The 24,011-nt window shown below is 66.1% G+C and carries 20 protein-coding genes and 1 tRNA gene; all 21 read left to right on the top strand.

Annotated elements, in window-relative coordinates; all coding sequences use genetic code 11:
• The 21 genes from V474_RS11545 (at position 1) to V474_RS11445 (ending at position 24,000) form a co-directional block, all read left to right on the top strand.
• Positions 1–1,494, top strand: a complete 1,494-nt coding sequence (locus tag V474_RS11545; protein WP_059151646.1) for a UDP-N-acetylmuramoyl-tripeptide--D-alanyl-D-alanine ligase — start codon at positions 1–3, stop codon at positions 1,492–1,494.
• 17 nt (positions 1,495–1,511) lie between these two features.
• Positions 1,512–2,582 carry a phospho-N-acetylmuramoyl-pentapeptide-transferase gene (gene mraY / locus V474_RS11540; RefSeq protein WP_043971201.1) on the top strand — a complete coding sequence of 357 codons (1,071 nt, stop codon included), beginning with the start codon at positions 1,512–1,514 and terminating at the stop codon, positions 2,580–2,582.
• 13 nt (positions 2,583–2,595) lie between these two features.
• Positions 2,596–3,957, top strand: coding sequence for a UDP-N-acetylmuramoyl-L-alanine--D-glutamate ligase (murD, locus tag V474_RS11535; RefSeq protein ID WP_059151645.1), 1,362 nt, complete (start codon positions 2,596–2,598; stop codon positions 3,955–3,957).
• On the top strand, positions 3,957–5,153 hold the full coding sequence (locus V474_RS11530) for an FtsW/RodA/SpoVE family cell cycle protein (RefSeq protein ID WP_059151644.1): 1,197 nt from the start codon (positions 3,957–3,959) through the stop codon (positions 5,151–5,153). The genes murD and V474_RS11530 overlap by 1 nt, the downstream gene beginning before the upstream one ends.
• On the top strand, positions 5,150–6,409 hold the full coding sequence (gene murG / locus V474_RS11525; protein WP_059151643.1) for an undecaprenyldiphospho-muramoylpentapeptide beta-N-acetylglucosaminyltransferase: 1,260 nt from the start codon (positions 5,150–5,152) through the stop codon (positions 6,407–6,409). Before V474_RS11530 ends, murG begins: the two co-directional genes overlap by 4 nt.
• Before the next feature lie 103 nt (positions 6,410–6,512).
• Positions 6,513–7,934 (top strand): UDP-N-acetylmuramate--L-alanine ligase, encoded by a 1,422-nt coding sequence (gene murC / locus V474_RS11520; protein ID WP_043971195.1) that lies wholly within the window; start codon positions 6,513–6,515, stop codon positions 7,932–7,934.
• 133 nt (positions 7,935–8,067) lie between these two features.
• Positions 8,068–8,964, top strand: a complete 897-nt coding sequence (murB, locus tag V474_RS11515; RefSeq protein ID WP_059151642.1) for a UDP-N-acetylmuramate dehydrogenase — start codon at positions 8,068–8,070, stop codon at positions 8,962–8,964.
• Entirely contained in the window at positions 8,961–9,524 is a 564-nt protein-coding gene (locus V474_RS11510) for a DUF4262 domain-containing protein (RefSeq protein WP_236711228.1), read from the top strand. The genes murB and V474_RS11510 overlap by 4 nt, the downstream gene beginning before the upstream one ends.
• The gene (locus V474_RS11505; RefSeq protein ID WP_043971191.1) at positions 9,521–10,474 is read left to right on the top strand and encodes a D-alanine--D-alanine ligase; all 954 of its coding nucleotides are present in this window, start codon (positions 9,521–9,523) and stop codon (positions 10,472–10,474) included. Before V474_RS11510 ends, V474_RS11505 begins: the two co-directional genes overlap by 4 nt.
• Positions 10,471–11,430 carry a cell division protein FtsQ/DivIB gene (locus tag V474_RS11500; RefSeq protein WP_059151641.1) on the top strand — a complete coding sequence of 320 codons (960 nt, stop codon included), beginning with the start codon at positions 10,471–10,473 and terminating at the stop codon, positions 11,428–11,430. The genes V474_RS11505 and V474_RS11500 overlap by 4 nt, the downstream gene beginning before the upstream one ends.
• Positions 11,431–11,446: 16 nt before the next feature.
• Positions 11,447–12,727: a cell division protein FtsA gene (gene ftsA, locus V474_RS11495; protein ID WP_059151640.1), complete on the top strand. Its 1,281-nt coding sequence runs from the start codon at positions 11,447–11,449 to the stop codon at positions 12,725–12,727.
• Positions 12,728–13,010: 283 nt separating this feature from the next.
• Positions 13,011–14,501 (top strand): cell division protein FtsZ, encoded by a 1,491-nt coding sequence (gene ftsZ, locus V474_RS11490; protein WP_059151639.1) that lies wholly within the window; start codon positions 13,011–13,013, stop codon positions 14,499–14,501.
• A gap of 329 nt (positions 14,502–14,830) precedes the next feature.
• Positions 14,831–16,792 (top strand): SPOR domain-containing protein, encoded by a 1,962-nt coding sequence (locus V474_RS11485; protein WP_236711227.1) that lies wholly within the window; start codon positions 14,831–14,833, stop codon positions 16,790–16,792.
• A 195-nt stretch (positions 16,793–16,987) separates the two neighbouring features.
• Positions 16,988–17,497, top strand: a complete 510-nt coding sequence (locus V474_RS11480) for a type III secretion system chaperone family protein (RefSeq protein WP_059151637.1) — start codon at positions 16,988–16,990, stop codon at positions 17,495–17,497.
• Positions 17,498–17,613: 116 nt separating this feature from the next.
• Complete coding sequence (locus tag V474_RS11475; protein WP_059151636.1) at positions 17,614–18,423, top strand: pyrroline-5-carboxylate reductase family protein; 810 nt, start codon at positions 17,614–17,616, stop codon at positions 18,421–18,423.
• A 135-nt stretch (positions 18,424–18,558) separates the two neighbouring features.
• A complete protein-coding gene (locus tag V474_RS11470) occupies positions 18,559–19,299 on the top strand; it encodes a Bax inhibitor-1/YccA family protein (RefSeq protein WP_059151635.1) in 741 nt (246 codons plus the stop codon).
• A gap of 166 nt (positions 19,300–19,465) precedes the next feature.
• A complete protein-coding gene (locus V474_RS11465; RefSeq protein ID WP_148649371.1) occupies positions 19,466–20,245 on the top strand; it encodes a hypothetical protein in 780 nt (259 codons plus the stop codon).
• A 130-nt stretch (positions 20,246–20,375) separates the two neighbouring features.
• Positions 20,376–20,451, top strand: a tRNA-Ala gene (locus tag V474_RS11460).
• Between the two features lie 181 nt (positions 20,452–20,632).
• Positions 20,633–21,691 (top strand): GTPase ObgE, encoded by a 1,059-nt coding sequence (gene obgE, locus V474_RS11455; protein WP_059151634.1) that lies wholly within the window; start codon positions 20,633–20,635, stop codon positions 21,689–21,691.
• Positions 21,692–21,910: 219 nt separating this feature from the next.
• Positions 21,911–23,059: a glutamate 5-kinase gene (gene proB / locus V474_RS11450; protein ID WP_059151633.1), complete on the top strand. Its 1,149-nt coding sequence runs from the start codon at positions 21,911–21,913 to the stop codon at positions 23,057–23,059.
• Complete coding sequence (locus tag V474_RS11445) at positions 23,059–24,000, top strand: NAD-dependent epimerase/dehydratase family protein (RefSeq protein ID WP_407938335.1); 942 nt, start codon at positions 23,059–23,061, stop codon at positions 23,998–24,000. Before proB ends, V474_RS11445 begins: the two co-directional genes overlap by 1 nt.
• Positions 24,001–24,011 lie beyond the last annotated feature (11 nt).

Genomic DNA, 24,011 nt, shown 5'->3' with positions numbered 1-24,011 from the left:
ATGGTAGCTGTTGCCCGGATCCTCGATTGGCCCCTCGATGCGGCAGAGGATAACCTTCACGTCCTGTGGGACGCAGGCGCCATCGCGCGCGCCGTGAAAGGCGAAGTGCACGGAGCGCCGGGCGGCGAATTCACCGTCTCGGGCGTCGAAATCGACAGCCGCGACGTCCAGCCCGGCGACTTGTTCTTCGCGCTCAAGGGCGAGACCATGGACGGCCACCGCTTCGTCGAGATGGCCTTTGCCAAGGGCGCAGCCGCGGTGGTGGTTGACCGCCCGGTGGACGGCCCGCACATCCTCGTTGCCGATACCATGGAAGCGCTGGAGCGCCTTGGCGCCGCTGCGCGCGCCCGCGCTCGCGGTCCGGTGATCGGCGTCACCGGATCGGTCGGCAAGACCGGCGTGAAGGAAATGATCTTCGCCGCGCTCGACCGTTCCAGCCGGGGCGATGCGCACCGCTCGGTCAAGAGCTACAACAACCACGTCGGCGTGCCGCTCAGCCTGGCCCGGATGCCCGGCCGCAGCCGCTTCGGCGTGTTCGAGATGGGCATGAACCACGCGGGCGAGATCGCCGCGCTGACCCGTCAGGTCCGTCCGCACGTTGCCGTCATCACCACGATCGCGCCCGCGCACATCGAGATGCTCGGCTCGGAAGAGGCCATCGCCGACGCCAAGGCCGAGATTTTCCAGGGGCTGGAAGAAGGCGGCACCGCCGTCATTCCCATCGACAGCCCGCACTATGCGCGCCTGCGCGAAGGCGCGCTGGCCTGCGGGGCGACGGTCGTCTCGTTCGGCAAGGCCGCCGATGCCGACGTGCGGCTGCTCGACACGGTGCCCGCGATCGGCGGCGGCTCGCTCGTCACCGTCGACATGGGCGACCGGCGCGTGTGTTACACCGTCGCCGCGCCGGGTGAGCATCAGGTCATCAACTCGCTGGCCGTCATGGCGGCGGTGCGCGCCGTCAAGGGCGACCTGGGCGCTGCCGGTGTCGCGCTGGCCGAGATGGGCGGAATGCCCGGCCGCGGCGCCCGTGTGGAAATCGACGTCGAGGGCGGCGAGCCGGATGCGCAGGGGCAGCGCAAGGCCCTGCTGATCGACGAAAGCTACAACGCCAATCCGGCCTCGATGCGGGCCACGCTGGCGCAGCTGGGCCGCACGCCGGCGCGCCGGCGAATCGCCGTTCTGGGCGCGATGAAGGAACTGGGCAGCCACGGCCCCGACTATCACGCCGCGCTGGCCGAGCCGATCCGCGATGCAGGCGTCGACTACGCCCTGCTGGTGGGCGAGGAAATGGCAGCGTTAGCGGCGGAATTGGGGAAATCCGGCGCGTCCGACCTTGGCAAAACCGCGCCCTTCGCGCATTGCCCAAGCGTGCGGGAAGCTGTCGAAACCTTGCGCGCGTTCGGGCTGCAGCGGGATGATGCCATCCTCGTCAAAGGCTCGAATTCGGTAGGTCTGTCAGCTCTCGTGACCGCGCTCAGCAAGCAGGAAGGGTAGGGGTTAATCCCCGCAAGATGTTGTATCTCATTGCAGAATGGTTCCACTACGAGGGACTGTCCAACCTCTTCCGCTACCAGACGTTCCGTTCGGGCGCGGCGCTGATGACCGCGCTGGTGATCGGCCTGATCATCGGCCCCAAGTTCATCAACATGCTGCGAATCCGGCAGGGCAAGGGCCAGCCGATCCGCGAGGACGGCCCGCAAACCCACCTCGCCAAGCGCGGTACGCCGACCATGGGCGGCCTGATGATCCTGACTTCGCTGATCGTCACCATGCTGCTGTTCATGGACATGACGAATCCGTTCGTCTGGGCCTGCGTGGCCGTGACGGTGGGTTTCGGGATCATTGGTTTCCTTGACGACTACGACAAGGTGACCAAGCGGCACCATGCCGGCCTCTCCAGCAAAGTGCGCCTGCTGCTTGAATTCATCGTCGCGGGCATCGCTTCTTACATCATCGTCAGCCAGCTCAACACCAACCTCTATGTGCCGTTCCTGTCGGGCCGGTACATTCCGCTCGGCCCGTTCTACTACGTGTTCGCCGCCGTGGTGATCGTGGGCGCGGGCAATGCGGTGAACCTGACCGACGGCCTCGACGGTCTTGCGACGATGCCCGTGATCATCGCGGCGGGCACGTTCGCGATCATCTGCTACCTTGCCGGCCGCGTCGACTATGCGACCTATCTGGGCATTCCGCACGTTCCGCGCGCGGGTGAACTGGCGATATTCTGCGCCGGGATCATGGGGGCGGGCCTTGCCTTCCTGTGGTTCAACGCGCCGCCTGCCGCCGTCTTCATGGGCGATACCGGCAGCCTTGCGCTGGGCGGGGCCCTTGGCTGCATCGCCGTCGCCGCGCACCATGAGATCGTGCTGGCCATCGTCGGCGGGCTGTTCGTGCTGGAAGCGGTGTCGGTGATCATCCAGGTCTTCTGGTTCAAGCGCACCGGCCGCCGCGTTTTCCGCATGGCGCCGATCCACCACCACTTCGAGCAGAAGGGCTGGCACGAATCGACCGTTGTGATCCGCTTCTGGATCATCTCTATCGTCCTCGCGGTGCTTGGCCTCGCTACACTGAAGCTGCGATGAGGGCGATCGGCGCATGATCGTCTCCCCCGTCTTTGCCGGCAAGCGCTTCGCGGTCCTCGGCCTTGCCCGCTCCGGGCTGACCGCTGCCACGACGCTGGTGGAGAGCGGGGCGCACGTCATGGCCTGGGACAGCCGTGACGAAGCGCGTCAGCAGCTGTGCGAATGGACCGACTGCGGCAAGGTCGAACTGACCGATCCCGTCGCCGCAGACCTGACCGGCTATGACGGCGTCGTCGTCTCGCCGGGCGTTCCGCTCAACCGCCATCCCATCGCCGAGTCCGCCGCCCGCGCCGGCGTGCCGGTGATCGGCGACATCGAGCTGTTCGCGCTGGCTCGGGGCAACCTTCCCGCGCACCGCGTCGTCGGCATCACCGGCACCAACGGCAAGTCGACCACCACCTCGCTCGTCCAGCACGTGCTGGAATGCGCGGGCGTGACCTCGCGCGTGGGCGGCAACATCGGCGTGCCGGTGCTGGCCACCGAGCCACTTCCGGCAGGCGGCGTCTACGTACTGGAATTGTCGAGCTACCAGATCGACCTGACCTACAGCCTCGACTGCGACGTGACGGCCCTCCTCAACATCACCCCGGACCACCTCGATCGCTACGATGGGTTCGAGGCTTACGCCGCCTCCAAGGCGCGCCTGTTTGCGATGCAGGGTGCAGGGCGCAGCGCCGCCTTCGGCACCGGCGACCGCGAGACGCGCGCCATCGCCCACATCGAAGCCGCGCGCAGGGCGCCGGGACTCGTGCGGATGGTCGACGGCGCAGACCTGCTGCCGCTCCAGAAGGAATGGCCTTCGCTGCAGGGGCCACACAATCTCCAGAACGCCGCCGTGGCCGTGGCCATCGTCGAGGCGCTGGGGATCAAGAAGCCGCAGTGGCGCAAGGCGCTGCGCACGTTCAGCGGCCTGCCCCACCGCATGGAACGCGTGGCCGAGGCGAACGGCGTCACTTACATCAATGACAGCAAGGCGACCAACCCGGCCTCGACCGCGCCTGCCATCGCCGCTTTCCCCCCTGCGCCTCACCCTCGCATTCACTGGATTCTCGGCGGCCTGCCCAAGGGCGACAACCTCGACGAATGCGCGCCGTTCTTCGGCAACATCGCGGCTGCCTATACCATCGGGGATGCCGGGCCGCGTTTTGCCGAGATCCTGGCGCCGCACATTCCCGTCCACAATTCCGAGATGATGGCCGAGGCGATCCGTGAGGCCATGGCTGCCGCAAAGCCGGGCGATGTCGTCATGCTTTCTCCCGCCTGCGCCAGTTTCGACCAGTTCCGCGATTACGAAGCACGCGGGCAGGCCTTTCGCCAGATCGTCGAGGCGCTCCTCGAAATCGGCGGCAGCGTGCCTCGGGAAGGACAGGCCTGATGGCGACCATCGCTCCCAATCCTGCCGCGGCCTCGCAGCGCTACAATCGCAACCGGCGCAGCCAGCTTGCGATCTGGTGGCAGGAGATCGACCGCACGACGCTGGTTCTCGTGCTGATCCTCATGGCGATCGGGGCGGTGGCCGTGGCGGCGGGTTCGCCTGCAAGCGCGCGGCGCCTGTCGACTTCGGCTGAAAGGCTGTCCCAGCTTCACTTTTTCTACCTGCATATGCGCTGGCAGATCATCGGTCTGATCGCGATGTTCTGGGCGTCAACGCTGACCAAAGACAATGCGCGCCGGTTCGGTATCCTGCTGGGCGGAGCGATGCTGGTCGCGCTGGTGCTGGTGCCGCTGGTCGGGTCGGAAGTGAACGGCGCCAAGCGCTGGCTGCGCTTCGGCATCTCGCTCCAGCCGTCGGAATTCCTCAAGTGCGGCTTCCCGATCCTGCTGGCCTGGATACTCTCCTGGCGCGCGCGCGATCCGAACATTCCGGTGGTGGGCCTCTGCTTCGGCCTGATGGGCCTGCTGGGCGCGCTGCTGATGCTGCAGCCGGACTTTGGTTCAACGATGCTGTTTTCCGGCGCCTTCCTGGTGCTGATCTTGCTGTCGGGGATCGAGCTGAAACGTATCGGCATGTTCTTCGGGGCAGGGATCGCGGGCCTTGTCCTGATGTATTTCACCTATGACAACGGCCGCAACCGCATCGACAACTTCCTGTTCGGCGGCACCGCGTTCGACCAGGTGGACCTTGCCCAGCGCACGATCCTCAACGGCGGCTGGACTGGCCTGGGCTTCTGGATGGGCACGCGCAAGCTGGCCCTGCCGGAAGCGCATACCGACTACATCTTTTCGGTAATTGGCGAGGAATTCGGACTGCTTGCCTGCATGATCATCGTGATCCTCTACCTTGCCATCCTGACCCGCGTGATCCTGCGGCTGGTGGAGGAGGAGGACCTGTTCACGGTGCTGGCCGCATCGGGCTTCGCCGCGCAGTTCGGCGGGCAGGCGTTCATCAACATCCTCGTCAACCTGCAGCTGTTCCCCTCCAAGGGCATGACCCTGCCGCTCATCAGCTACGGCGGTTCGTCCACCGTGGCGATGTGCCTCAGCATGGGGCTGCTGCTCGCCGTCACCCGGCGCAACCCCTTCATCAAGCGCGAGAAGTTTTCGCTGCGCGCTATCGGAGAGTCGCAATGAGCCTGGTTTCCCGCCATTATGTCCTCGCTGCGGGCGGGACCGGCGGACACCTCATCCCCGCTTTCGCGCTGGCGGCCGAACTGCACGCCCGCGGCCACCATGTCGCCCTGGTGACGGATGAGCGCGGGGCCGCGATCCCCGGCAAGCCCGACTACCTGCCCGCCCACATCCTGCCCGCCGGCCGGATCGCGGGTAAAAACCCGCTGGGCTGGATCAAGGGCGCGCTGGGCGTACTGGAGGGCCGCCGCATGGCGCTGCGCCTGTTCGATACGTTCGAGCCTACCGCCGTCGTCGGTTTCGGCGGCTATCCCGCGCTCCCCACGCTGCTGGCGGCGCGCGCGGCGAAGCTGCCGACCGTGCTGCATGAACAGAACGCCGTGCTGGGCCGGGTGAACCGCTACTTCGCCAAGCGCGTGAATGCCATCGCCACCTCCAGCGAGCGCACGGACCGGCTCGATCCGTCGCTCGATGCCAAGGTCACGCTGGTCGGCAATCCGGTGCGCGAGGAAGTGTTGACCCTGCGCGACCGGCCTTTTCCCGAGTTCTCGGAAGACAGCCTGCTGCGCATCCTCGTCACCGGCGGCAGCCAGGGCGCGCGGGTGCTTTCGCAGATCGTGCCCGAGGGGCTGGCGATGCTGCCACCCGCGCTGCGTTCGCGCCTTCAGGTCATTCAGCAATGCCGCCCCGAGGACATCGAAGGCGTTCGCCAGCGTTATGCCTCGCACGGCATTCCGGCCGAGCTGGCGACCTATTTCGAGGACATGGCTGACCGGCTCGCGGGCGCGCACCTGTTCGTTGGCCGCTCCGGCGCCTCGACGATTGCCGAGCTGACGGGCGTGGGCCGTCCCGCGATCCTCATCCCGCTGCCTTATGCGACCGACGATCACCAGACCGCCAACGCGCGTGAGATTGTTGCGGCGGGCGGCGCGCGCGTGATCCGCCAACCGGCGATCACCACTGAGGAGCCGGACCACTACAAGGGCGACAAGCGCAACGTGCTGCTCTCGAAGCAGTCGGAAATCCACCAGCAGATGGCCAAGGACCTGTGCCTGCAGATTCAGGCCATCGCACAGCACCCCGATACGCTGGCCAATGCGGCCCATGCGGCATGGAACTGCGGCTACCCGAACGCCGCGAAGGACCTCGCCGATCTGGTCGAGAGCTTTGGCGCGGCCCCGATCATGGACGTGATCCGAATGGAAAAGGCCGCCGCTCCGCAGGGCGGTGAGGCTTTGGCGCGGGAGACTGCGCAGTGATCCTTCGACAAGCTCAGGATGAGCGGACCTTGGTTCTTATCAGTTATAATTCCCCGCTCATGCTGAGCTTGTCGAAGCATGGGTTCAAGCGCGAGGTTTCAAAGTGAAGGGCGTCGGCACCGACATCGGGACGATTCACTTCGTCGGCATCGGCGGCATCGGCATGTCCGGCATCGCCGAGGTCATGCACAACCTGGGCTATTCGGTTCAGGGCAGCGACATCGCCGAAGGCTATGTGGTCGAGGGCCTGCGGTCACGCGGGATCAAGGTCATGATCGGGCAGGTGGCGCAGAACGTCGAGGGTGTGGCGGTCGTCGTCACCTCCACGGCGGTAAAGCGCGACAACCCGGAAGTGGTCTACGCTCTCGAACATCGCATTCCCGTGGTCCGCCGCGCCGAGATGCTGGCCGAACTGATGCGCCTCAAGAACACCGTTGCGGTGGCCGGCACTCACGGCAAGACCACCACGACCTCGATGGTCGCCGCGCTGCTTGATGCTGGCGGGGTCGATCCCACCGTCATCAACGGCGGCATCATCAATTCCTACGGCTCGAACGCGCGCCTCGGCGCCTCGGACTGGATGGTGGTCGAGGCCGACGAGAGCGACGGTTCGTTCCTGCGCCTCGACGGCACCATCGCCATCGTCACCAACATCGATCCCGAGCATCTCGATCACTACGGTTCCTTCGACCGGATCAAGGAATCGTTCGTCGAATTCATCGAGAACGTGCCGTTCTACGGCGCGGCGATGCTGTGCATCGACCACCCGGAAGTGCAGGCTATCATCCCCCGGATACGCGACCGCCGCGTGGTGACCTATGGCTTCTCCGCCCAGGCCGACATTCGCGGTGAGAACGTGACCCCGATCCCCGGCGGCAACCGCTTCGACGTGGCCCTGCGCCAGCGCGACGGCACCTTCCACCGGATCGAGGGGATCGAACTGCCGATGCCGGGCCGCCACAACGTCCAGAACGCGCTCGCCGCAGTGGGTGTGGCGGTGGAAATGGGCTGCTCTGATTCCTGCATCCAGACCGGCTTCTCCAAATTCCGGGGCGTGAAGCGGCGCTTCACCAATGTCGGTGAAGTCGCGGTGGAAGGCGGCAGTGTCACCGTGATCGACGACTACGGCCACCACCCGGTCGAAATCCGCGCCGTGCTTGCCGCCGCGCGCGAGGGTGTGACGAACCGGGTGATCGCCGTCGTCCAGCCGCACCGTTTCACGCGCCTGCGCGACCATATGGAAGACTTCCAGGGCGCCTTCAACGACGCCGACGTGGTCTATGCCGCCCCGGTCTACGCGGCGGGCGAACAGCCGATCGAGGGTGTCGACAGCGCCGAGATGGTCGCAGGGATGAAGGCGCGCGGGCACCGTTCCGCGCAGGTCATCGCCGGGGCCGATGCGCTGGCCGATGTGCTGGCAGGCACGGTGCAGGCCGGCGACATGATCGTCTGCCTCGGGGCGGGCGACATCACCAAGTGGGCGGCCGGTCTGGCCGAGGCGATCAAGGTGCGGAGGGCAGGGTGATACGTCAGGTCGCGCCCTGCCTCCGTGCTTCGACAAGCTCAGCACGAGCGGGTCTTTGCGGCGCGGTATCTTCGCGCCCGCTCATCCTGAGCTTGTCGAAGGATCATCCTGAACTTGTCGAAGGATGGGAGGCATGACGCTCGTTCTCGATCAGACCACCATACGCGGCAAGCTGACGCCGAACGCGCCGCTGGCGCCGCTCGTCTGGTTCAAGGCGGGCGGTCATGCGCAGTGGCTGTTCGAGCCGAAGGACATGGCCGACCTGCAGGACTTCCTGCGTAGCCTCGCTCCGGAGGTGCCGGTCATGGCGTTGGGCCTCGGCTCCAACATGATCGTGCGTGACGGCGGCGTGCCCGGCGTGGTGATCCGCCTTGGCAAGGCGTTCGCGAAGGTGACGGCGGACGGCGTTACGCTCACCTGCGGCGGCGGGGCGAGCGGGATTCTCGTTTCCTCCACCGCCCGCGATGCCGGCGTGGCAGGGGTTGAATTCCTGCGCTCGATCCCCGGCACCGTGGGCGGTTTCGTGCGGATGAATGGCGGCGCTTATGGCGGCGAGGTTGCCGATATCCTCATCGACTGCGACGTGGTGCTGCGCTCGGGCGAACTGGTCACGCTGACCGCCGCCGACCTTGGCTATACTTATCGCCATTCCGAATTGCCCGAAGGCGCGGTCGTCGTCTCCGCCCGCTTCAAGGGCCGCGCGGGTGAACCGGCGGCGATCCAGGCCGAGATGGACCGCATTTCCGCCGCCCGCGAGGCCAGCCAGCCACTGCGGTCGAAGACCGGCGGCTCTACCTTCAAGAATCCAGATGGCCACAAGGCCTGGCAGCTGGTCGACGAAGCCGGCTGCCGGGGCCTCCAGATCGGCGGAGCGCAAGTCAGCGAGAAGCACACCAACTTCCTTCTCAACACCGGCGATGCCACCGCCGCGCAGATCGAGGATCTGGGCGAGGAAGTGCGTCGCCGCGTAAAGGACCGCTCGGGCGTCGACCTCGAATGGGAAATCCAGCGGGTGGGGGTCAAGTCATGAACGACGACGACCCGATGGGCGATGACGACTGGGATCTGTCCCACCATGAAGAGCAGATCCTCGACAATATCGAGGAATTCGGCTGCCACATCACCGTCGTCTCGCCGCCCGATGACGACGGCATGGGCAATGAAGGCGAGAATGAGGAAGACGACGACGAAGAGGGCGAGCGTTTCGCTTATTCGGTGGGCTTCCCTGCCACGGTTCACCAGCCCGAGGTGATCGTGTTCGGTTTCTCCACCGAACTGTCCGCCGCCGTCATCAACGGCGTCCTCGACTTGTGCCGTGAGGGATTGGTGCTGGAGGACTGGATGGAAATCGACGGCATCCTCAAGGGCCATCGCTGCGTGCTGCGCGAAGTCGAGCCGGAATGCCTGGTGCCCTACTACTTCAATTCGGCCATGTGGTTCGCCGAGACCGAGCTGGAAACCGACTTCACCCGCGCCATGCAGATCGTCTGGCCCGGCGTCGACGACGGCCTGTTCCCCTGGGACAAGGGTTGCTCCGATGCCGTGCGCGACCTGCAAACCCCGCTTTACAGAACGAGTCTGAATTCATGAGCTTGCCCACACTCCATGTCGCAGTCCTGATGGGCGGTTGGTCGAGCGAACGCCCGGTCTCGCTGATGAGCGGCGAGGGCGTGGCCAAGGCGCTTGAAGGCAAGGGCCACAAGGTGACCCGCATCGACATGGACCGCGATGTGGCGCTGCGCCTCGCCGAGGCGAAGCCGGACGTGGTGTTCAATGCGCTGCACGGCACGCCGGGCGAAGACGGCACGGTGCAGGGCATGATGGACCTGATGGGCCTCACCTATACCCACTCCGGCCTCGCGACGTCGGTGATCGCCATCGACAAGGAACTGACCAAGCAGGCGCTGGTCCCGCACGGCATCCCCATGCCCGGCGGGCGCGTGGTCAAGTGCGCCGAAATTCATGAGCGCGATCCGCTGCCACGCCCTTATGTTCTCAAGCCGGTGAACGAGGGGTCGTCGGTGGGCGTCGCCATCGTCACGGCCGAGGGGAACTACGGCAACCCGATCGCGCGTGACGTCACGGGTCCGTGGCAGGAATTCGACGAACTGCTGGCCGAGCCTTACATCCGGGGCCGCGAACTGACGACTGCCGTGATCGGTGATCGCGCTCTGCTGGTGACCGAACTGAGGCCCAAGTCGGGCTTCTACGACTTCGATTCCAAGTACACCGACGGCCTTACCGAACACATCTGCCCGGCCGAAATCCCCGACGAGATCGCGCAGGCCTGCAAGGATTTCGCCCTGCGCTCGCACCAGCTCTTGGGCTGCAAGGGCACCAGCCGCGCCGATTTCCGCTGGGACGACACGCAGGGTATCGAGGGCCTGTTCCTGCTGGAGGTCAACACCCAGCCGGGCATGACCCCCCTCAGCCTCGTTCCCGAGCAGGCGCGCGCCTGCGGCATGGAATACCCCGAACTGGTCGAGGCGATTATCGCCGAGGCGCTCGGCGACGCGAAGCCGAAAGCAGGCGCAAAATGAGCCAGACGATCCGGCGCAAGGGCACGAACGCCCGCAAAGCCGCCGCCGCGCAGGGGCAGCAGCGCAAGGTGCGCGCGGCGAAGGCGCGCACCGGCTCGGCGCTCGATACGGCGATGGGCTGGTTGCCCTTCACTGAAAAGCAGCTTCAGCGCATTTTCCTCGTGGCCATTCTGGGCGGCGCGGTGGCGCTGGTCTGCGTGGTGGCCTCGTTCGCGGGCCTGCCGACGCTCGCGGGCAAGCAGATGGCGTTGGTGGCGGGGCAGACCGGCTTCGAGGTCAAGCGCGTCGAAGTGCGCGGCGTGAAGAACATCAACGAACTCAAGGTTTACGAAAAAGCGCTGGCCGAACGGGACCGGGCGATGCCGCTGGTGGACATCGAAGGTCTGCGTCAGGACCTGCTAGGCCTATCCTGGGTCAAGGACGCGCGTGTTTCGCGCCAGCTTCCCGACACCCTGGTGATCGACATCGTCGAGCGCGAGCCGCACGCGGTTTTACGCAAGGCCGACCGGTTCGTACTGATCGACGAGACGGGCCACGAACTGGAAGCGATCAGCCGCAAGGACGCCGGCGGCAAGCTGATCGTCTCCGGTCCCGGCGCGGGGCAGCAGGTGACGGTGCTGGGCAAGCTGCTGGAAGCCGCGCCCGCGCTGAAGCCGCGCGTGGCTGAAGCGGAATGGATCGGAAACCGCCGCTGGAACCTGACTTTCCAGTCCGGTCAGGTACTTGCTCTGCCTGAAGGGGACCGGGAATCGGCAGGGGCGCTGGTCACCTTCGCGCGGCTCGATGGCACCAACCGCCTGCTGGGCGGCAAGGTGACCGCCTTCGACATGCGCGCGAAAGATCGCATTTACCTGCGCGTACCCGAGCAGGAAGGCCAGGAACTTGCGCTCAAGGCCGGCTCGGTGCCGCACACGGCGGTCCCGGCCTCCGAGGGCGGCGAAACGGAAAACCAGTGATGAGGGCAAAACTCTGATGGCCACGCAGCGCATCTCCCGCGTTTTCGGCGCGGTCAACATCGGCTCGTTCCGCATTTCGGCCATCGTCGCCGGGATCAACGAAGTGGGCGACATGGTCGTGCTCGGCTCGGGTCACCGGGCCAGCCAGGGCATCAAGCGCGGCTACGTGACCGACATGGCCGCCGCGACTTACGCGGTGCGCGACGCGATCGACCGCGCCGAGAAGATGGCCGACACCGCTGTCCAGAAAGTGTGGATCGGCTGCTCCGGGGCCGGGCTCGCCAGCCGGATCGACCAGTTCGACGCGGAAATCGGCGGCCGCCGCATCGAGCAGGAGGATATCGACCAACTGCTGATCTCGGCGCGCGACGTGATCCAGCCCGACGGGCGCATGGTTCTGCACGCCCAGCCGGCGCAGTACCGGCTCGACGGCGCCCACGGCGTCGGCAATCCCAAGGGCCTCCATGCCGAGCGGCTCGGCGTCGACATCCACATCATGCTCGCCGAGGGGGCACCGATCCGCAACCTGACCGAGGCTGTGCAGAACGCGCACCTCGAAGTCGAGGCGGTGGTCGGCTCGCCGATTGCTGCGGGGCAGGCCTGCCTCTCGCCCGAGGAACGCGATCTGGGCGTCGCCCTGGTCGAGTTCGGCGGCGAGGTAACCAACGTGGCGATCTACGAGCAGGGCATGCTCAAGGACATGATGGCGATTCCCATGGGGTCCGCGGACATCACCGACGCCATCGCCTCGGCCTTCGGTATCCGCCGTTTTCAGGCCGAGCGCCTGAAATGCGTCAACGGTTCGGCCATCGCCAACCCGACCGATCACCGCGAGATGATCCCGGTCAACGCGCCGGGTGAGGAGGGCACCGGGCCGATCGCCCGCCACGCTGATGACAAGAACCGCATCCCGCGCGCGGAACTGATCGGCGTCATCACCGGCCAGCTCGGCTCGCTGATGGAGGAGATCAACAAGGCGCTCAAGACGATGCGCTTCACCGGCCAGCGCGGCAAGCAGGTGGTTTTCACCGGTGGCGGCGCCGAACTGGTGGGGCTGGCAGATTACGCTCAGGCGGCGATCGGCAAGCCGGTGCGCATCGGGCGGGTCCCGCACCTTTCGGGACTGGCCGAAGCACACGTCAAGCCGGGCTTTTCGACGCTGGCGGGGCTGGTCCTCTACGCTGCGGCCGACCCGGTCGATATCCGCGCGATGGGCAGGAGCCATACCCGCACGGTCAAGCTGGGCGGGATGGGCATGGTCGGGCGCGTCCATCAGGCGCTGCGCGAGTATTTCTGAGGCTGGATTATGGGGCGGGGGGCTTCGACAAGCGCAGCCTGAGCGGAACGAAAAGGAATGGCTTCAAAAGTGTTCCCTATTTGGCCGAACCCGCCCAGGCTGAGCTTGTCGAAGCCCTATCCGGCCAGTAGCGGCCCAGCCGTGCAAAACCCCGGTCAGAGCGGCGAGAACGGCGGTTTTGGCTGTGGACAAAGGTTTATGATGCTTTGCTTCGACGACTCGAAGCGTGCCATCAGGCAAGTCAATAATTTTTCTTCGCGCACGTGCCTGCCAGGAGAGCGAAATGAGCATTAACATCGGACCCCCGGCGATCGAAGAGCTTCGTCCGCGTATCGTCGTCATCGGCGTTGGCGGCGCAGGCGGGAACGCCATCGCCAACATGATCCAGGCGCAGATCGAGGGTGTCGACTTTGTCGTCGCCAATACCGACGCGCAGGCGCTGAACAACTCGATCGCGGAAACGCGCATCCAGCTTGGCCCCGACATCACGCAGGGCCTCGGTGCCGGCGCTCGCCCCGAAGTGGGCCGCGCAGCCGCCGAAGAAACGCTTGAGGAACTGGAGCGCCTGCTCGACGGCGTCCACATGGTCTTCATCGCGGCCGGCATGGGCGGCGGCACCGGCACGGGTGCTGCCCCGATCATCGCGGAAGCCGCGCGCGCCAAGGGCGTGCTGACGGTGGGCGTGGTTTCCAAGCCTTTCATGTTCGAAGGCACGCGCCGTATGCGCGCCGCCGATTCGGGCATCGAGGAGTTGCAGAAGCACGTCGATACGCTGATCGTCATCCCGAACCAGAACCTGTTCCTGGTTGCCAAGGCCGAGACCACCTTCAAGGAAGCCTTCTCGCTGGCCGACGAAGTGCTTCAGCAGGGCGTGCGCTCGATCACCGATCTCATGATCATGCCGGGCCTCATCAACCTCGATTTCGCGGACGTCCGCTCGGTCATGGGTGAAATGGGCAAGGCGATGATGGGCACGGGTGAGGGCGAAGGCCCGAACCGCGCACTCGAAGCAGCGGAGCGCGCGATTGCGAACCCGCTGCTCGACGGCGTGTCGATGCAAGGCGCCAAGGGCGTCATCATCTCGATCATCGGCGGCGACGACATGAAGCTGCTCGAAGTCGACGAAGCCGCGAACCACATCCGCGAATTGGTCGATCCCGATGCGAACATCATCTGGGGTTCGGCGTTCAACCCGGACCTGCAGGGCAAGATCCGCGTGTCGGTCGTCGCGACCGGTATAGAGCAGACCACCGAGATGGCCGAAATCGCCTCGCGCCCGCTGAACCTGGGTTCGTCGCGCGGTCCGGTGCGTCCGCAGACCCAGGCGCCGTCCTCGATGTCGTATCAGACCTCGCCCGCGCCCGCGCCCGCTCCCGTGCAGGCTGCCCCGGTCCAGGCGCCAGAGCCTGCATCGTTCTCCGCTCCGCCCTCGGCTTACGAGCCTTCCGCGGAACTGGAACTGGGCGCTTCCGACGAAGCGGACGAGCCGTTCGAGCTGGGCGTGGAAGCGCCGGCAGAGCCCGAGCCCGCTCCCGCACCGCGTTCGCGGATGCAGGATGAACTGCGGCTCGACGGTGGTCAGGTGCAGCCTGCGCCTCAGGCCCCGGTGGCGCCGCGTCCCAAGCCGGCTGCCGGCGGTGGCAGCACCCTTTTCGAACGCATGACCAGCCTGTCGCGTCCGCGTCCCGGTGCGGAGGCCGCGAGTGAAGACGATGACGCGGATGCCGGATCGATCAGCATTCCGCGCTTCCTGGGCCGTCAGAACAACCAGTAAGACGTATCCCGCGTCGGGGCAGGGCCGGTCGCAAGGCCAGTCTTTCACCGACGTGTGCTGGTCGAAGCGGGCGGGCCGGACTTCCTGGAAGTGCCGGCCCGTTCGCATTGTAATCAGGCCTGCCCCACGTTCGCGTGCGGTTCATCGGGCACCGCGCATGGGCGTCCCCGCGCGGATTCGCGCAGCGGCTCCGGCGCCGATGGCCCGGCCGTCCAGTTAAGCCGTCGGTACGTGCCTCAAGGGGAGGCCGCCCGGCGGGCAGGATGACGAAGGACTTGCGGGTGGATCATTTGGTTTCGCGCTGGCTTTGTGGAGCAGCACTCGCCGGAATGGCGGTATGGTCGCCGGCGGCTGCGGCTCAGGGTGCGCCGGTGGTCTCGCGGCCCGTGGTCCAGGCCTTGCCGAGCGCGGACAGCAAACGCCTCAATGCCGCCCTTTCTCTGATTGGCCGCAACCCGCGCGATGTCCCCGCGCTCATCGAGGCAGGCGATGCGGCGCGGGCGATGCAGGACTACGCCGCAGCCATCGGCTTCTACCGCCGCGCCGACGAGGCCAACCCCGGCATCGCCCGCGTCAAGGCCGGGATGGGCAGCGCTTTTGTCCTCAGCGGCGACCCTGTCAGTGCCATCCCCTTGTTCGACGAGGCCGAGAAAGCCGGCGCAACGCCTGGGCTGATCTCCGGCGACCGGGGTCTGGCGTATGATCTTGTCGGTGACAATGCTTCGGCGCAGCGCCAATACGCGATGGCCCTCGCCGCGACGTCCGGGTCCGTGGCCGACGAGGTGCGCACGCGCCTTGCCGTCAGCCAGGCGATCAGCGGCGATGGCGATACGGCGTACCGCACGCTGCTGCCGCTGCTCAACAAGCAGGACAAACCCGGCTGGCGCACCCGCGCCTTTACGCTTGCGATCGAGGGTGACACCAACGAGGCGGTTGGCGTCGCCAAGAAGATCCTGCCGGCCCCGCTAGCCGAGAACATCGCGCCGTACCTGCGTTACATGCCGCGCCTGACAAGGGCCCAGCAGGCCGCCGCCGCGAACCTGGGGCGCTTTCCGCGTGCCTCCGAGGTCGGCCGCGATGACGCCCGCATTGCCGCTTATGCGCCGCCGCGCGCCGGCGCGGCAGGCGGCGGCCTGATTCCCAGGGGTGAGCCGTTTGGCACGGGCGGGGTAAAGGCCGGAACTAAAGTTGCCGCCGCCGCCACGCCAAAGCCGGGCAGGGCGGCAAGGGCGGTGGGCCCTCGCACACGCGGCGCGCGGGATGATGCAGGCAAGACCGCTGCGCCCGTGGCCCGTCCCGCCACGCTCGCCGCCGCCGATCCTGACCGCGTCGCTCCGCCCGAGGTGAACCCTACTATCGAGCGCGACGGCGGCGAGCTGCCGGCGCTTGGCCGCAAAGTGGAAATGCCCGCGACCGTCGAGACGCCCAGGCCTGCCCTCGCTCCGAACCCGGGGCTGGCCCAGGCGCCGACGCCCGTTCCGGCCCGCGTGGCTCGGGCTACGCCGGCGCCGGTTCGGGCGCCCGTGACGCAGCCTTCCGCCACGCAGCCGGCGAATCCGGGCTTCGATCTCGCGCGGGTGGCTTCCTCGCCAAGCGCACCCGCACCGCAGTCGCCGCCGCCGGCACCGCAGTCGCCGCCGCCGGCAAGCATACCGTCTGCCGCCGTGAGCACGGCGCCGTCGCCCGGTCCCGGGCAGCCTTCGCTCGCGGACATCTTCGCGGATCTGGGTAAGCCGACGGCAGCTGTCCTGCCGGTGCCGGGCGCGGTGGATATCCGTATGATCACGCCTGCTGCGCCGCCGCCGCGGGTTCCGCCCAAGATAGAACTGCCGCAAGTCGACGAAGCCGATGCGGTGGAGGCGAAGGACGCCAAGGGCAAGCTCGATCCCAAGGCCAAGGACAAGGACAGCAAGGCCACCGAAACAAAGGCGAAGGATGCAAAGACCAAGGCCGCCGAGGCCAAGGCTGCCGCCGAAGCCAAGGCCAAGGCCAGGAAGCCCGCGCCGCCATCGCACCCGAGCCGTATCTGGGTGCAGATCGGCGTTGGCCGTGACAAGGCAGCGATCGCGTTCGACTGGCGGCGGAACAGCCGCGAGGCACCCGCGCTGTTCAAGGGGCGCCAGCCCTACATCAGCGAGATGGGCCGTACCAATCGCGTCCTGATCGGCCCTTTCGCCACGCAGAAAGCAGCCACGGCTTTCATCGCCGATGCCCGCAAGCAGGGTATTTCCGATGCGCTGCCATGGACCAGCCCGGCGGGTCAGGTCGTGGATGCGCTTTCGGATAAGTGATGACCGCCCATGATCGACAGACCGTTCAGAAAAGGAACGGTTTTCGTTTGTCTGAACGGGCGTTCATTCTTATCCACACCCTGTGAACAGGCTTGTGCAGTTATGCGCAGGCGATCGCGCTATGCCGGATTGTGCTATCCCTCTTGCAGGAAGCATCCATTGCACCGGTTTCGCGGAGGGTTGATGTCACAGGTTATGAGGACGGTTCAGGACGATATCGATCGCGATGACGAAGAAGCCGCGCCCGTCGAGATGCTCGCCTCCCTGTTCGAGGCGCGTGACTGGCCCTTCGAGTATTCGGGCGAGGATGAAATCTCCGCCGAAGTGAAGGGCGCCTGGGCCAGCTATCAGATCCAGGCGATCTGGCGCCCCGAGGATCGGGTGCTGCAACTGCTGTGCCTGCCCGACATCCGCATCGCCGATGGCAAGCGGGCCGCCGTCTACGAAGCATTGGCGCTTATCAACGAGCAGCTGTGGCTCGGCCATTTCGATGTCTGGTCGAATGGGGGCGTGGTGCTTTATCGCCATGGCCTGATGCTCGGGCCCGAGGGGCTGCTCGGCCCGGGAGAGGCGCAGATGGTGGTGGAAGCCGCGATCGAGGAGTGCGACCGTTTCTACCCTGTGTTCCAGTTCATCCTCTGGGGAGACAAGACCCCGGCAGAGGCGCTTGCCGCAGCGATGGTGGACGCCGCCGGAGAGGCCTGAAGGCAGTTGGCATACCCCGCGGCAGGCTTGAACTTAGCGGGCTTTGATCTTGGCAGGCTTTCCGCGCTCGCCTAAGTCGCGTCCCGAACAGGCGTTTTGCGCAATAGGATATGGACATGGACCGGTTTCAGAACATCCTGCTCGTGGGCTGCGGCAACATGGCCGGGGCGATGCTGACGGGCTGGTTGGCGGGCGGTATACCCGCTTCGCGCTTCACCGTGGTCGATCCCAACCGGGATGGCCTTCCCGAAGGCGTCACGCTGCTACGCGAACTGCCTGCGGAGGGCCGCTTCGATGCCGTGCTGCTGGGCGTGAAGCCGCAAGGGCTGGACGATGTCGCCCCGCTGCTGGCGCCGCTGCTGGGCCGTGAGACAGTGCTCTTCTCGATCCTTGCCGGCGTCGAATTCGACAGCCTTGCCGCGCGCTTCCCCGCCGTGGGTGCGCTGGTTCGGATCATGCCCAACCTGGCAGTGGCCATCGGAAAGTCGCCTATCGCGCTTGATGCGCGCGGGCTCGACGAAATCGGCCGCGCCGGCGTGACGGCACTGATGGCGCCGCTGGGCACGCCTGAATGGCTGGCGGGTGAGCATTTGTTCGATGCCGTCACCGCGCTGGCAGGCTGCGGCCCGGCCTTCGTCTACCGCTTCATCGACAGTCTTGCCGCCGGGGGCACCGCGCTCGGGCTGGAGGAGGGGCAGTCGCAGCGCCTCGCGCTGGCCATGGTGGAAGGCGCGGCACTGCTTGCGGGGGGCTCTGATTTTTCGCCTGGCGAACTGGCCGACAAGGTCGCGAGCCCCGGCGGATCGACCCGCGCGGGCATGAACGTGCTCGATGCGGGCGGCGCGCTTGCCGAAGTCGTCGCGGAAGCGATGACCGCATCGCGCGATCGCAATGCGGAAATGGCCGCAGCAGCCCGCAAGGGCTGACAACAGGCCGACGACGCTTATACACTTTGTCACAAATAACCGGATCCGGTTTTCCTTGAAACTTGGGCGGGGCGGGGCGATATTCCCTCTCATGCAGGTCCGCATTGTGCAGTGACCCGCGAAAGGGAGTTAGAAATGGCGAATTGGAACGACCCCCAGCCCCGCAGGGGCTTCGGTGCGTCTCCGAGCCTAGACGGGCAATCCGCCGGCCGGACCACGTACGATGCTGGTCTGCGGCGGCATATGCTGTCTATCTACAACTACATGGCCTCGGGCGTACTGCTTTCGGGCGTCGTCGCAGTTCTGTTTGCGAACTATGGTCTCACGCAGGCAGTGATGGCGACCCCTCTCAAGTGGGTCATCATGCTGGCCCCGCTCGGTTTCGTCTTCGCGATCAGCGGCGGCGCGCAGCGGTTCAGCGAATCGACGCTGAAGGTGCTCTACTGGGCCTTCGCGGCGGTCATGGGCATGTCGCTCTCGACGATCTTCCTGATCTACACCAACTCGTCGATCGCAACCACGTTCTTCGCGACGGCAGCGGCGTTCTCGGCGCTCAGCCTCTATGGCTACACCACGAAGAAGGACCTGTCGGGCTTCGGCACGTTCCTCATCATGGGCGTGGTCGGCATCCTGATCGCCTCGCTGCTCAACATGTTCCTGGGTTCGAGCACGCTGCAGCTGGCGATTTCGGTTCTGGGTGTGCTGATCTTCGCGGGTCTTACCGCCTATGATACGCAGATGCTCAAGAACCAGTACGCGCAGCTGCGCGGCACCGACTTCGTCGGCAAGGCCGTGATCCTGGGCGCGCTCAGCCTCTATCTGGACTTCATCAACATGTTCCAGTTCCTGCTGAGCTTCCTGGGCCAGCGCGACTGAAACGTGCAGGAGTGATCGCAACCGAAGTGGAGGAAACTGCCTTCGAAGCGATTAATCCACAGTGCAGATTACCAAAGTCATGATGCCCGGTGCGTTTCGTCGCACCGGGCATTTGCTTTACGGGATCGTAACGCTAGACATTTTGCGCTGTGATGGAGAACCTTGGGTGAGCAACGCGATGGACATAAGAGCTGGCGAACAGGGCACGCGTAGCCGCCTGTCGCTGCTGGCGGGCTCGGCAGTCGCCGTAATCCTTGCCGCGCTGGCAGGCTGTGCGAAGGCGCCGCCGCCGCCGCCGCCGCCGCCGCCGCCGGTTGTCGTCATCCCGCCGATGCCAAGCCCGCCGATGGGCGCGCCGCTGGAAATGACGGTTCCGCCGGTCGCGGAAGATGGCCAGCGCCATACCGTGAACTACGGAATTTCCACGTCGCAGACGGTGTGGAACCTGCGCTCGGGCTATAACGTGGCGGCACTCAACTGCGTCGAGCCGCAGTTCGCGCCGATCCTGGACGGGTACAAGCGCTTCCTCAAGACGTATGACAAGTCGCTCACCAAAGCCTCGGCCGAGATCGATCGCAGCTTCAAGACCCAGCACAAGGGCCGCGCCGCGATCGTCGCGCGCGAAACTTACCAGACACAGGTCTACAATTTCTTCTCGTTGCCCCCCGTCGACGCAGGCTTCTGCAAGGCGGCGATGGAACTCAGCGCCGAGCTGACGACGATCGAGCCGAGCCAGTTCGAAAACTATTCCTATCAGGGCCTTGCCAAGCTGGAGGCGCCGTTCAAGGAGTTCTTCACCGCTTACGAGCAGTACCGTGCAGACCTTGCCGCATGGCAGTCGCGCTATGGTGCGGGTGGGCTGATCACCGTGCGTCCCACGTCGGAGCAGACGCTGGCGCAGCCGGCAGGGCAGGCACCGCCCAAGCCGCAGGCCTCCGCCCAGTAAGGTTTTCGCATGGCGCGCGCTTCGTGCGATTTGCGGGCCATGCATTTTTGCCCTTTTCGGGCGAGGTTCTCTTCGCTAAAGGAACGCACCCGACACGGCGTGAGCTGGATTGGGGGCGCAGTACTGGAACGGGGCCGTAGCTCAGCTGGGAGAGCGCGTCGTTCGCAATGACGAGGTCAGGGGTTCGATCCCCCTCGGCTCCACCAGTGTGCGAACGGGTATTTAAAGTTTTGGCATGTTCGGGAATCATCCGGGCATCACCCGGCCCGAAACACGGCCGGGTTTTTTGTTTATCTGCGGCAGGTGGCGCAAACGGGACGGTTTCGGTCCCGTCAGCCGGGGCCAGTCGCAAGTTGGGCGCTGCAGTAGCGCCGGAAGCGACGGACCATGCATTTTCTAGACCAGGCCAAGATCTACACGCGTTCAGGCGGCGGCGGACCCGGTGCCGTCAGCTTCCGGCGCGAGATGTACGTCGAATATGGCGGCCCTGACGGCGGCAACGGCGGCAAGGGCGGCGACATCATCTTCGAGGCGGTCGCAGGTCTCAACACCCTGATCGACTTTCGCTATACCCAGCACTTCAAGGCCCCGCGCGGCGGCCACGGCATGGGCCAGAACCGCAACGGCGCGTCCGGCAAGGACCTTGTCATCAAGGTGCCGATCGGCACGCAGGTGATCGCCGACGACGAGGACCGCGACACCGTTCTGCTCGACCTGACGCAGGCCGGCCAGCGCGTGGTCTTCATGGAAGGCGGCATGGGCGGGCGCGGTAACGCCAGTTACAAGACCAGCACCAACCGCGCCCCGCGCCAGCACCAGCCCGGTATCGCGCCGGTCGAGCAATGGGTATGGCTGCGCCTCAAGCTGCTGGCCGACGTTGGACTGGTGGGCATGCCCAATGCGGGCAAGTCGACCTTCATCAACAAGTTGTCGAACGCCAAGGCCAAGGTCGGCGACTATGCGTTCACCACGCTGCGCCCGCAGCTGGGCGTGGTCATGCACAAGCACCGCGAGTTCGTGGTGGCCGATATTCCGGGCCTGATCGCCGGCGCCGCCGAAGGCGCAGGCGTGGGGGACCGTTTCCTCGGCCACATCGAGCGTTGCCGCGTGCTGGTGCATCTGATCGATATTTCCAACGCCGATCCCGTCGACGCGATGCACATCGTCGAGGAGGAGCTGGAAGCCTACAGCGAAGAACTGTCGGACAAGCCGCGCCTGGTCGCGCTCAACAAGTGCGACCTTGTCGACGATGCGCTGGCGGCGGACTACGCCAAGATGCTGCTGAAGGCCGGGGCTGATGAGGTTTTCCCGATCTCCGGTGCCACCGGCAGGGGCATGTCGAAGCTGCTTGATGCAATCATCGATTATCTTCCCGCCGCCACGGTGACCGAGCGTCCGCAGGGCGCGCAGGAAGAACTCGATGAAAAGCCGTGGTCGCCGATCTGAGGTAGCTGTGTGGGGGCTTAGACAAGCTCAGCCTGAGCGGACGTAGGGGTTTTACACAGTTCCGCTCACCCTGAGCTTGTCGAAGGGTCAGGCTGAGCTTGTCGAAGCCCTTCGCGAGCGCGCCCCGATTTTAGCGTCCCACCCGTTCCGCGTCCGCGCCCATCCGCGCAAGCTCGTGCTTTCATCCACGCGGCGATTACCCTAGAGGCTGGCGGTCCCATGCCCATTTCCCGACTCTCCGACCTTGCCGACGCATCCCTGTCTCCCCGCCTTGTCATCAAGGTGGGATCGGCGCTGCTTGTCGGCCCGGAAGGTGTGCGGCGCGCCTGGGTGGCTGGGCTTGTGGCCGAGATCGCCGAGGCGAGGCGCCGGGGTCAGGACGTGATCGTCGTGTCTTCGGGCGCCATCGCGCTGGGCGCGGCGACGCTGGGGCTGGAAAAGGGCGGACGCGGCAGCCTTGCCGATGCGCAGGCCGCCGCCGCCGTGGGCCAGATCGCGCTCTCGGGGCTTTGGGCGCAGCTGCTGGGCGGCCACGGCATCACCGCCGCGCAGATGCTGCTGACGCTGGAAGATCTGGAAGACCGCCGTCGTTACCTCAACGTCACGGCCACGCTGGGCCGCCTGCTCGATGCGGGCGCGGTGCCGGTCATCAACGAGAACGATTCGGTGGCGACGCAGGAAATCCGCTTCGGCGACAACGACCGCCTTGCCGCGCGCGTGGCGCAGGCGGCGGGGGCAAGCGCGGTGGTGCTGCTGTCCGACATCGACGGATTGTATGATCGCCACCCCAAGCTGCCGGGCGCACAGATGATCCCGGTGGTCGAAGGGGTAACCGCCGAAGTGCAGGCGATGGCCAGCACCGAATCGAATTCCGGCATGGGGTCGGGCGGCATGGTTTCCAAGCTCCAGGCAGCAGAGATCGCGCAGTTGGCGGGCATCTGCCTGGTCATCGGCAATGGCCAGCACGACCGTCCGGTCGAACGCATCGTCACGGGGGGCATCGGCACCCTGTTCGTGCCGCGCGGCAAGGCGGGTGCGCGCAAGGCGTGGCTGGGCGGACGTCTGCGGCTTAAAGGTGAACTCATCGTCGACGACGGCGCTGCGGCCGCATTGCGCCGTGGCTCCAGCCTGCTGGCCAAGGGCATCACGGCGGTCGAAGGCATTTTCAGCCGGGGCGATCCGGTTGCCATCCTCGACGCGGGGGGCCGCGTGCTGGCGCATGGCCTTTCCGAATATGACGGCGCCGAATGCGCTGCGATCGTCGGCCTGCATTCCAGCGACCAGGAAGGGGTGCTGGGCTATGCGCCGCGCTCCTCGGTGGTCCACCGCGACCAGATGGTGATGAAGTCCCAGATGGTGACGAAGTGATAGAACGGCCGATCATCGCCCTTACCGGCGCGACCGGCTTCGTCGGCCAGGCCGTGCTCGAAGCTGCGCTCGAGGCCGGCTTTGCGGTACGCGCGCTGACCCGGCGTACCCAGCCGGAACGCCGCAACGTCGATTGGGTCGGCGGCGATCTGGGCAACCGGGCGGCGCTGGACGACCTCATGCGCGGCGTCGAAGGCGTGATCCACGTCGCCGGCGTGGTCAACGCGCCCGATCCCGCCGGTTTCGAGGAAGGCAACGTCACCGGCACGCTCAACATGATAGAGGCGGCGATCGCGGCCGGCGTGCGCCGTTTCGTCAACGTCTCCTCGCTCTCCGCGCGCGAACCTGAGCTTTCCGCTTACGGCGCTTCCAAAGCCAAGGCCGAGAAGTTCCTCATGGCCAGCCCCCTGGACTGGACGATAGTGCGCCCTCCCGCGATCTATGGCCCGCATGACAAGGAAATGTTCGAGCTTTTCCGCGCCGTGCGTTGGGGTGTGATGCCGATGCCGAAGGACGGGCGAGCCTCGATGATCCACGTCGAGGATCTGGCACGGCTGCTGGTGGCACTTGTCCCCGGTGACGGTGAGATGGTGGGCGAAGTGACGGACGGCGTCAGCCGCCGCATTTTCGAGCCCGATGATGGCAAGCCGCAGGGCTGGGACCATTATGAAACGGCGATGGCGATCGGCTGGGCCATGGGCAAGCGCCCGCGCGTGATCGGGATGTCGCGCGGGATGCTGACCATGGTGGCGCGCCTGGACAATTTTTTGCGCGGCACCCGCGCAAAAATGACGCTCGACCGTGCCGCCTATTTCAGCCATCCGGACTGGGTGGTCTCGTCCGAGGCCGCGGTTCCCGCCACGCTCTGGCAACCCCGCATCGAAACGCGCGAAGGCCTGAAGGCCACCGCGCAGTGGTATCGCGAGCATAAGTGGCTTTGACGGCTAGGACG

The sequence above is a fragment of the Novosphingobium barchaimii LL02 genome, assembly GCF_001046635.1.
GTDB classification, from domain to species: domain Bacteria; phylum Pseudomonadota; class Alphaproteobacteria; order Sphingomonadales; family Sphingomonadaceae; genus Novosphingobium; species Novosphingobium barchaimii.
Note: the sequence above shows the minus strand (reverse complement) of the source record. Positions and strands in the feature narration are given on the sequence as shown.

Coding starts and splice junctions, on each gene's coding strand:
- V474_RS11545 (WP_059151646.1), top strand. CDS start 1: ATGGTAGCTGTTGCCCGGATCCTCGATTGGCCCCTCGATGCGGCAGAG.
- mraY (WP_043971201.1), top strand. CDS start 1,512: ATGTTGTATCTCATTGCAGAATGGTTCCACTACGAGGGACTGTCCAAC.
- murD (WP_059151645.1), top strand. CDS start 2,596: ATGATCGTCTCCCCCGTCTTTGCCGGCAAGCGCTTCGCGGTCCTCGGC.
- V474_RS11530 (WP_059151644.1), top strand. CDS start 3,957: ATGGCGACCATCGCTCCCAATCCTGCCGCGGCCTCGCAGCGCTACAAT.
- murG (WP_059151643.1), top strand. CDS start 5,150: ATGAGCCTGGTTTCCCGCCATTATGTCCTCGCTGCGGGCGGGACCGGC.
- murB (WP_059151642.1), top strand. CDS start 8,068: ATGACGCTCGTTCTCGATCAGACCACCATACGCGGCAAGCTGACGCCG.
- V474_RS11510 (WP_236711228.1), top strand. CDS start 8,961: ATGAACGACGACGACCCGATGGGCGATGACGACTGGGATCTGTCCCAC.
- V474_RS11505 (WP_043971191.1), top strand. CDS start 9,521: ATGAGCTTGCCCACACTCCATGTCGCAGTCCTGATGGGCGGTTGGTCG.
- V474_RS11500 (WP_059151641.1), top strand. CDS start 10,471: ATGAGCCAGACGATCCGGCGCAAGGGCACGAACGCCCGCAAAGCCGCC.
- ftsA (WP_059151640.1), top strand. CDS start 11,447: ATGGCCACGCAGCGCATCTCCCGCGTTTTCGGCGCGGTCAACATCGGC.
- ftsZ (WP_059151639.1), top strand. CDS start 13,011: ATGAGCATTAACATCGGACCCCCGGCGATCGAAGAGCTTCGTCCGCGT.
- V474_RS11485 (WP_236711227.1), top strand. CDS start 14,831: ATGGCGGTATGGTCGCCGGCGGCTGCGGCTCAGGGTGCGCCGGTGGTC.
- V474_RS11480 (WP_059151637.1), top strand. CDS start 16,988: ATGAGGACGGTTCAGGACGATATCGATCGCGATGACGAAGAAGCCGCG.
- V474_RS11475 (WP_059151636.1), top strand. CDS start 17,614: ATGGACCGGTTTCAGAACATCCTGCTCGTGGGCTGCGGCAACATGGCC.
- V474_RS11470 (WP_059151635.1), top strand. CDS start 18,559: ATGGCGAATTGGAACGACCCCCAGCCCCGCAGGGGCTTCGGTGCGTCT.
- obgE (WP_059151634.1), top strand. CDS start 20,633: ATGCATTTTCTAGACCAGGCCAAGATCTACACGCGTTCAGGCGGCGGC.
- proB (WP_059151633.1), top strand. CDS start 21,911: ATGCCCATTTCCCGACTCTCCGACCTTGCCGACGCATCCCTGTCTCCC.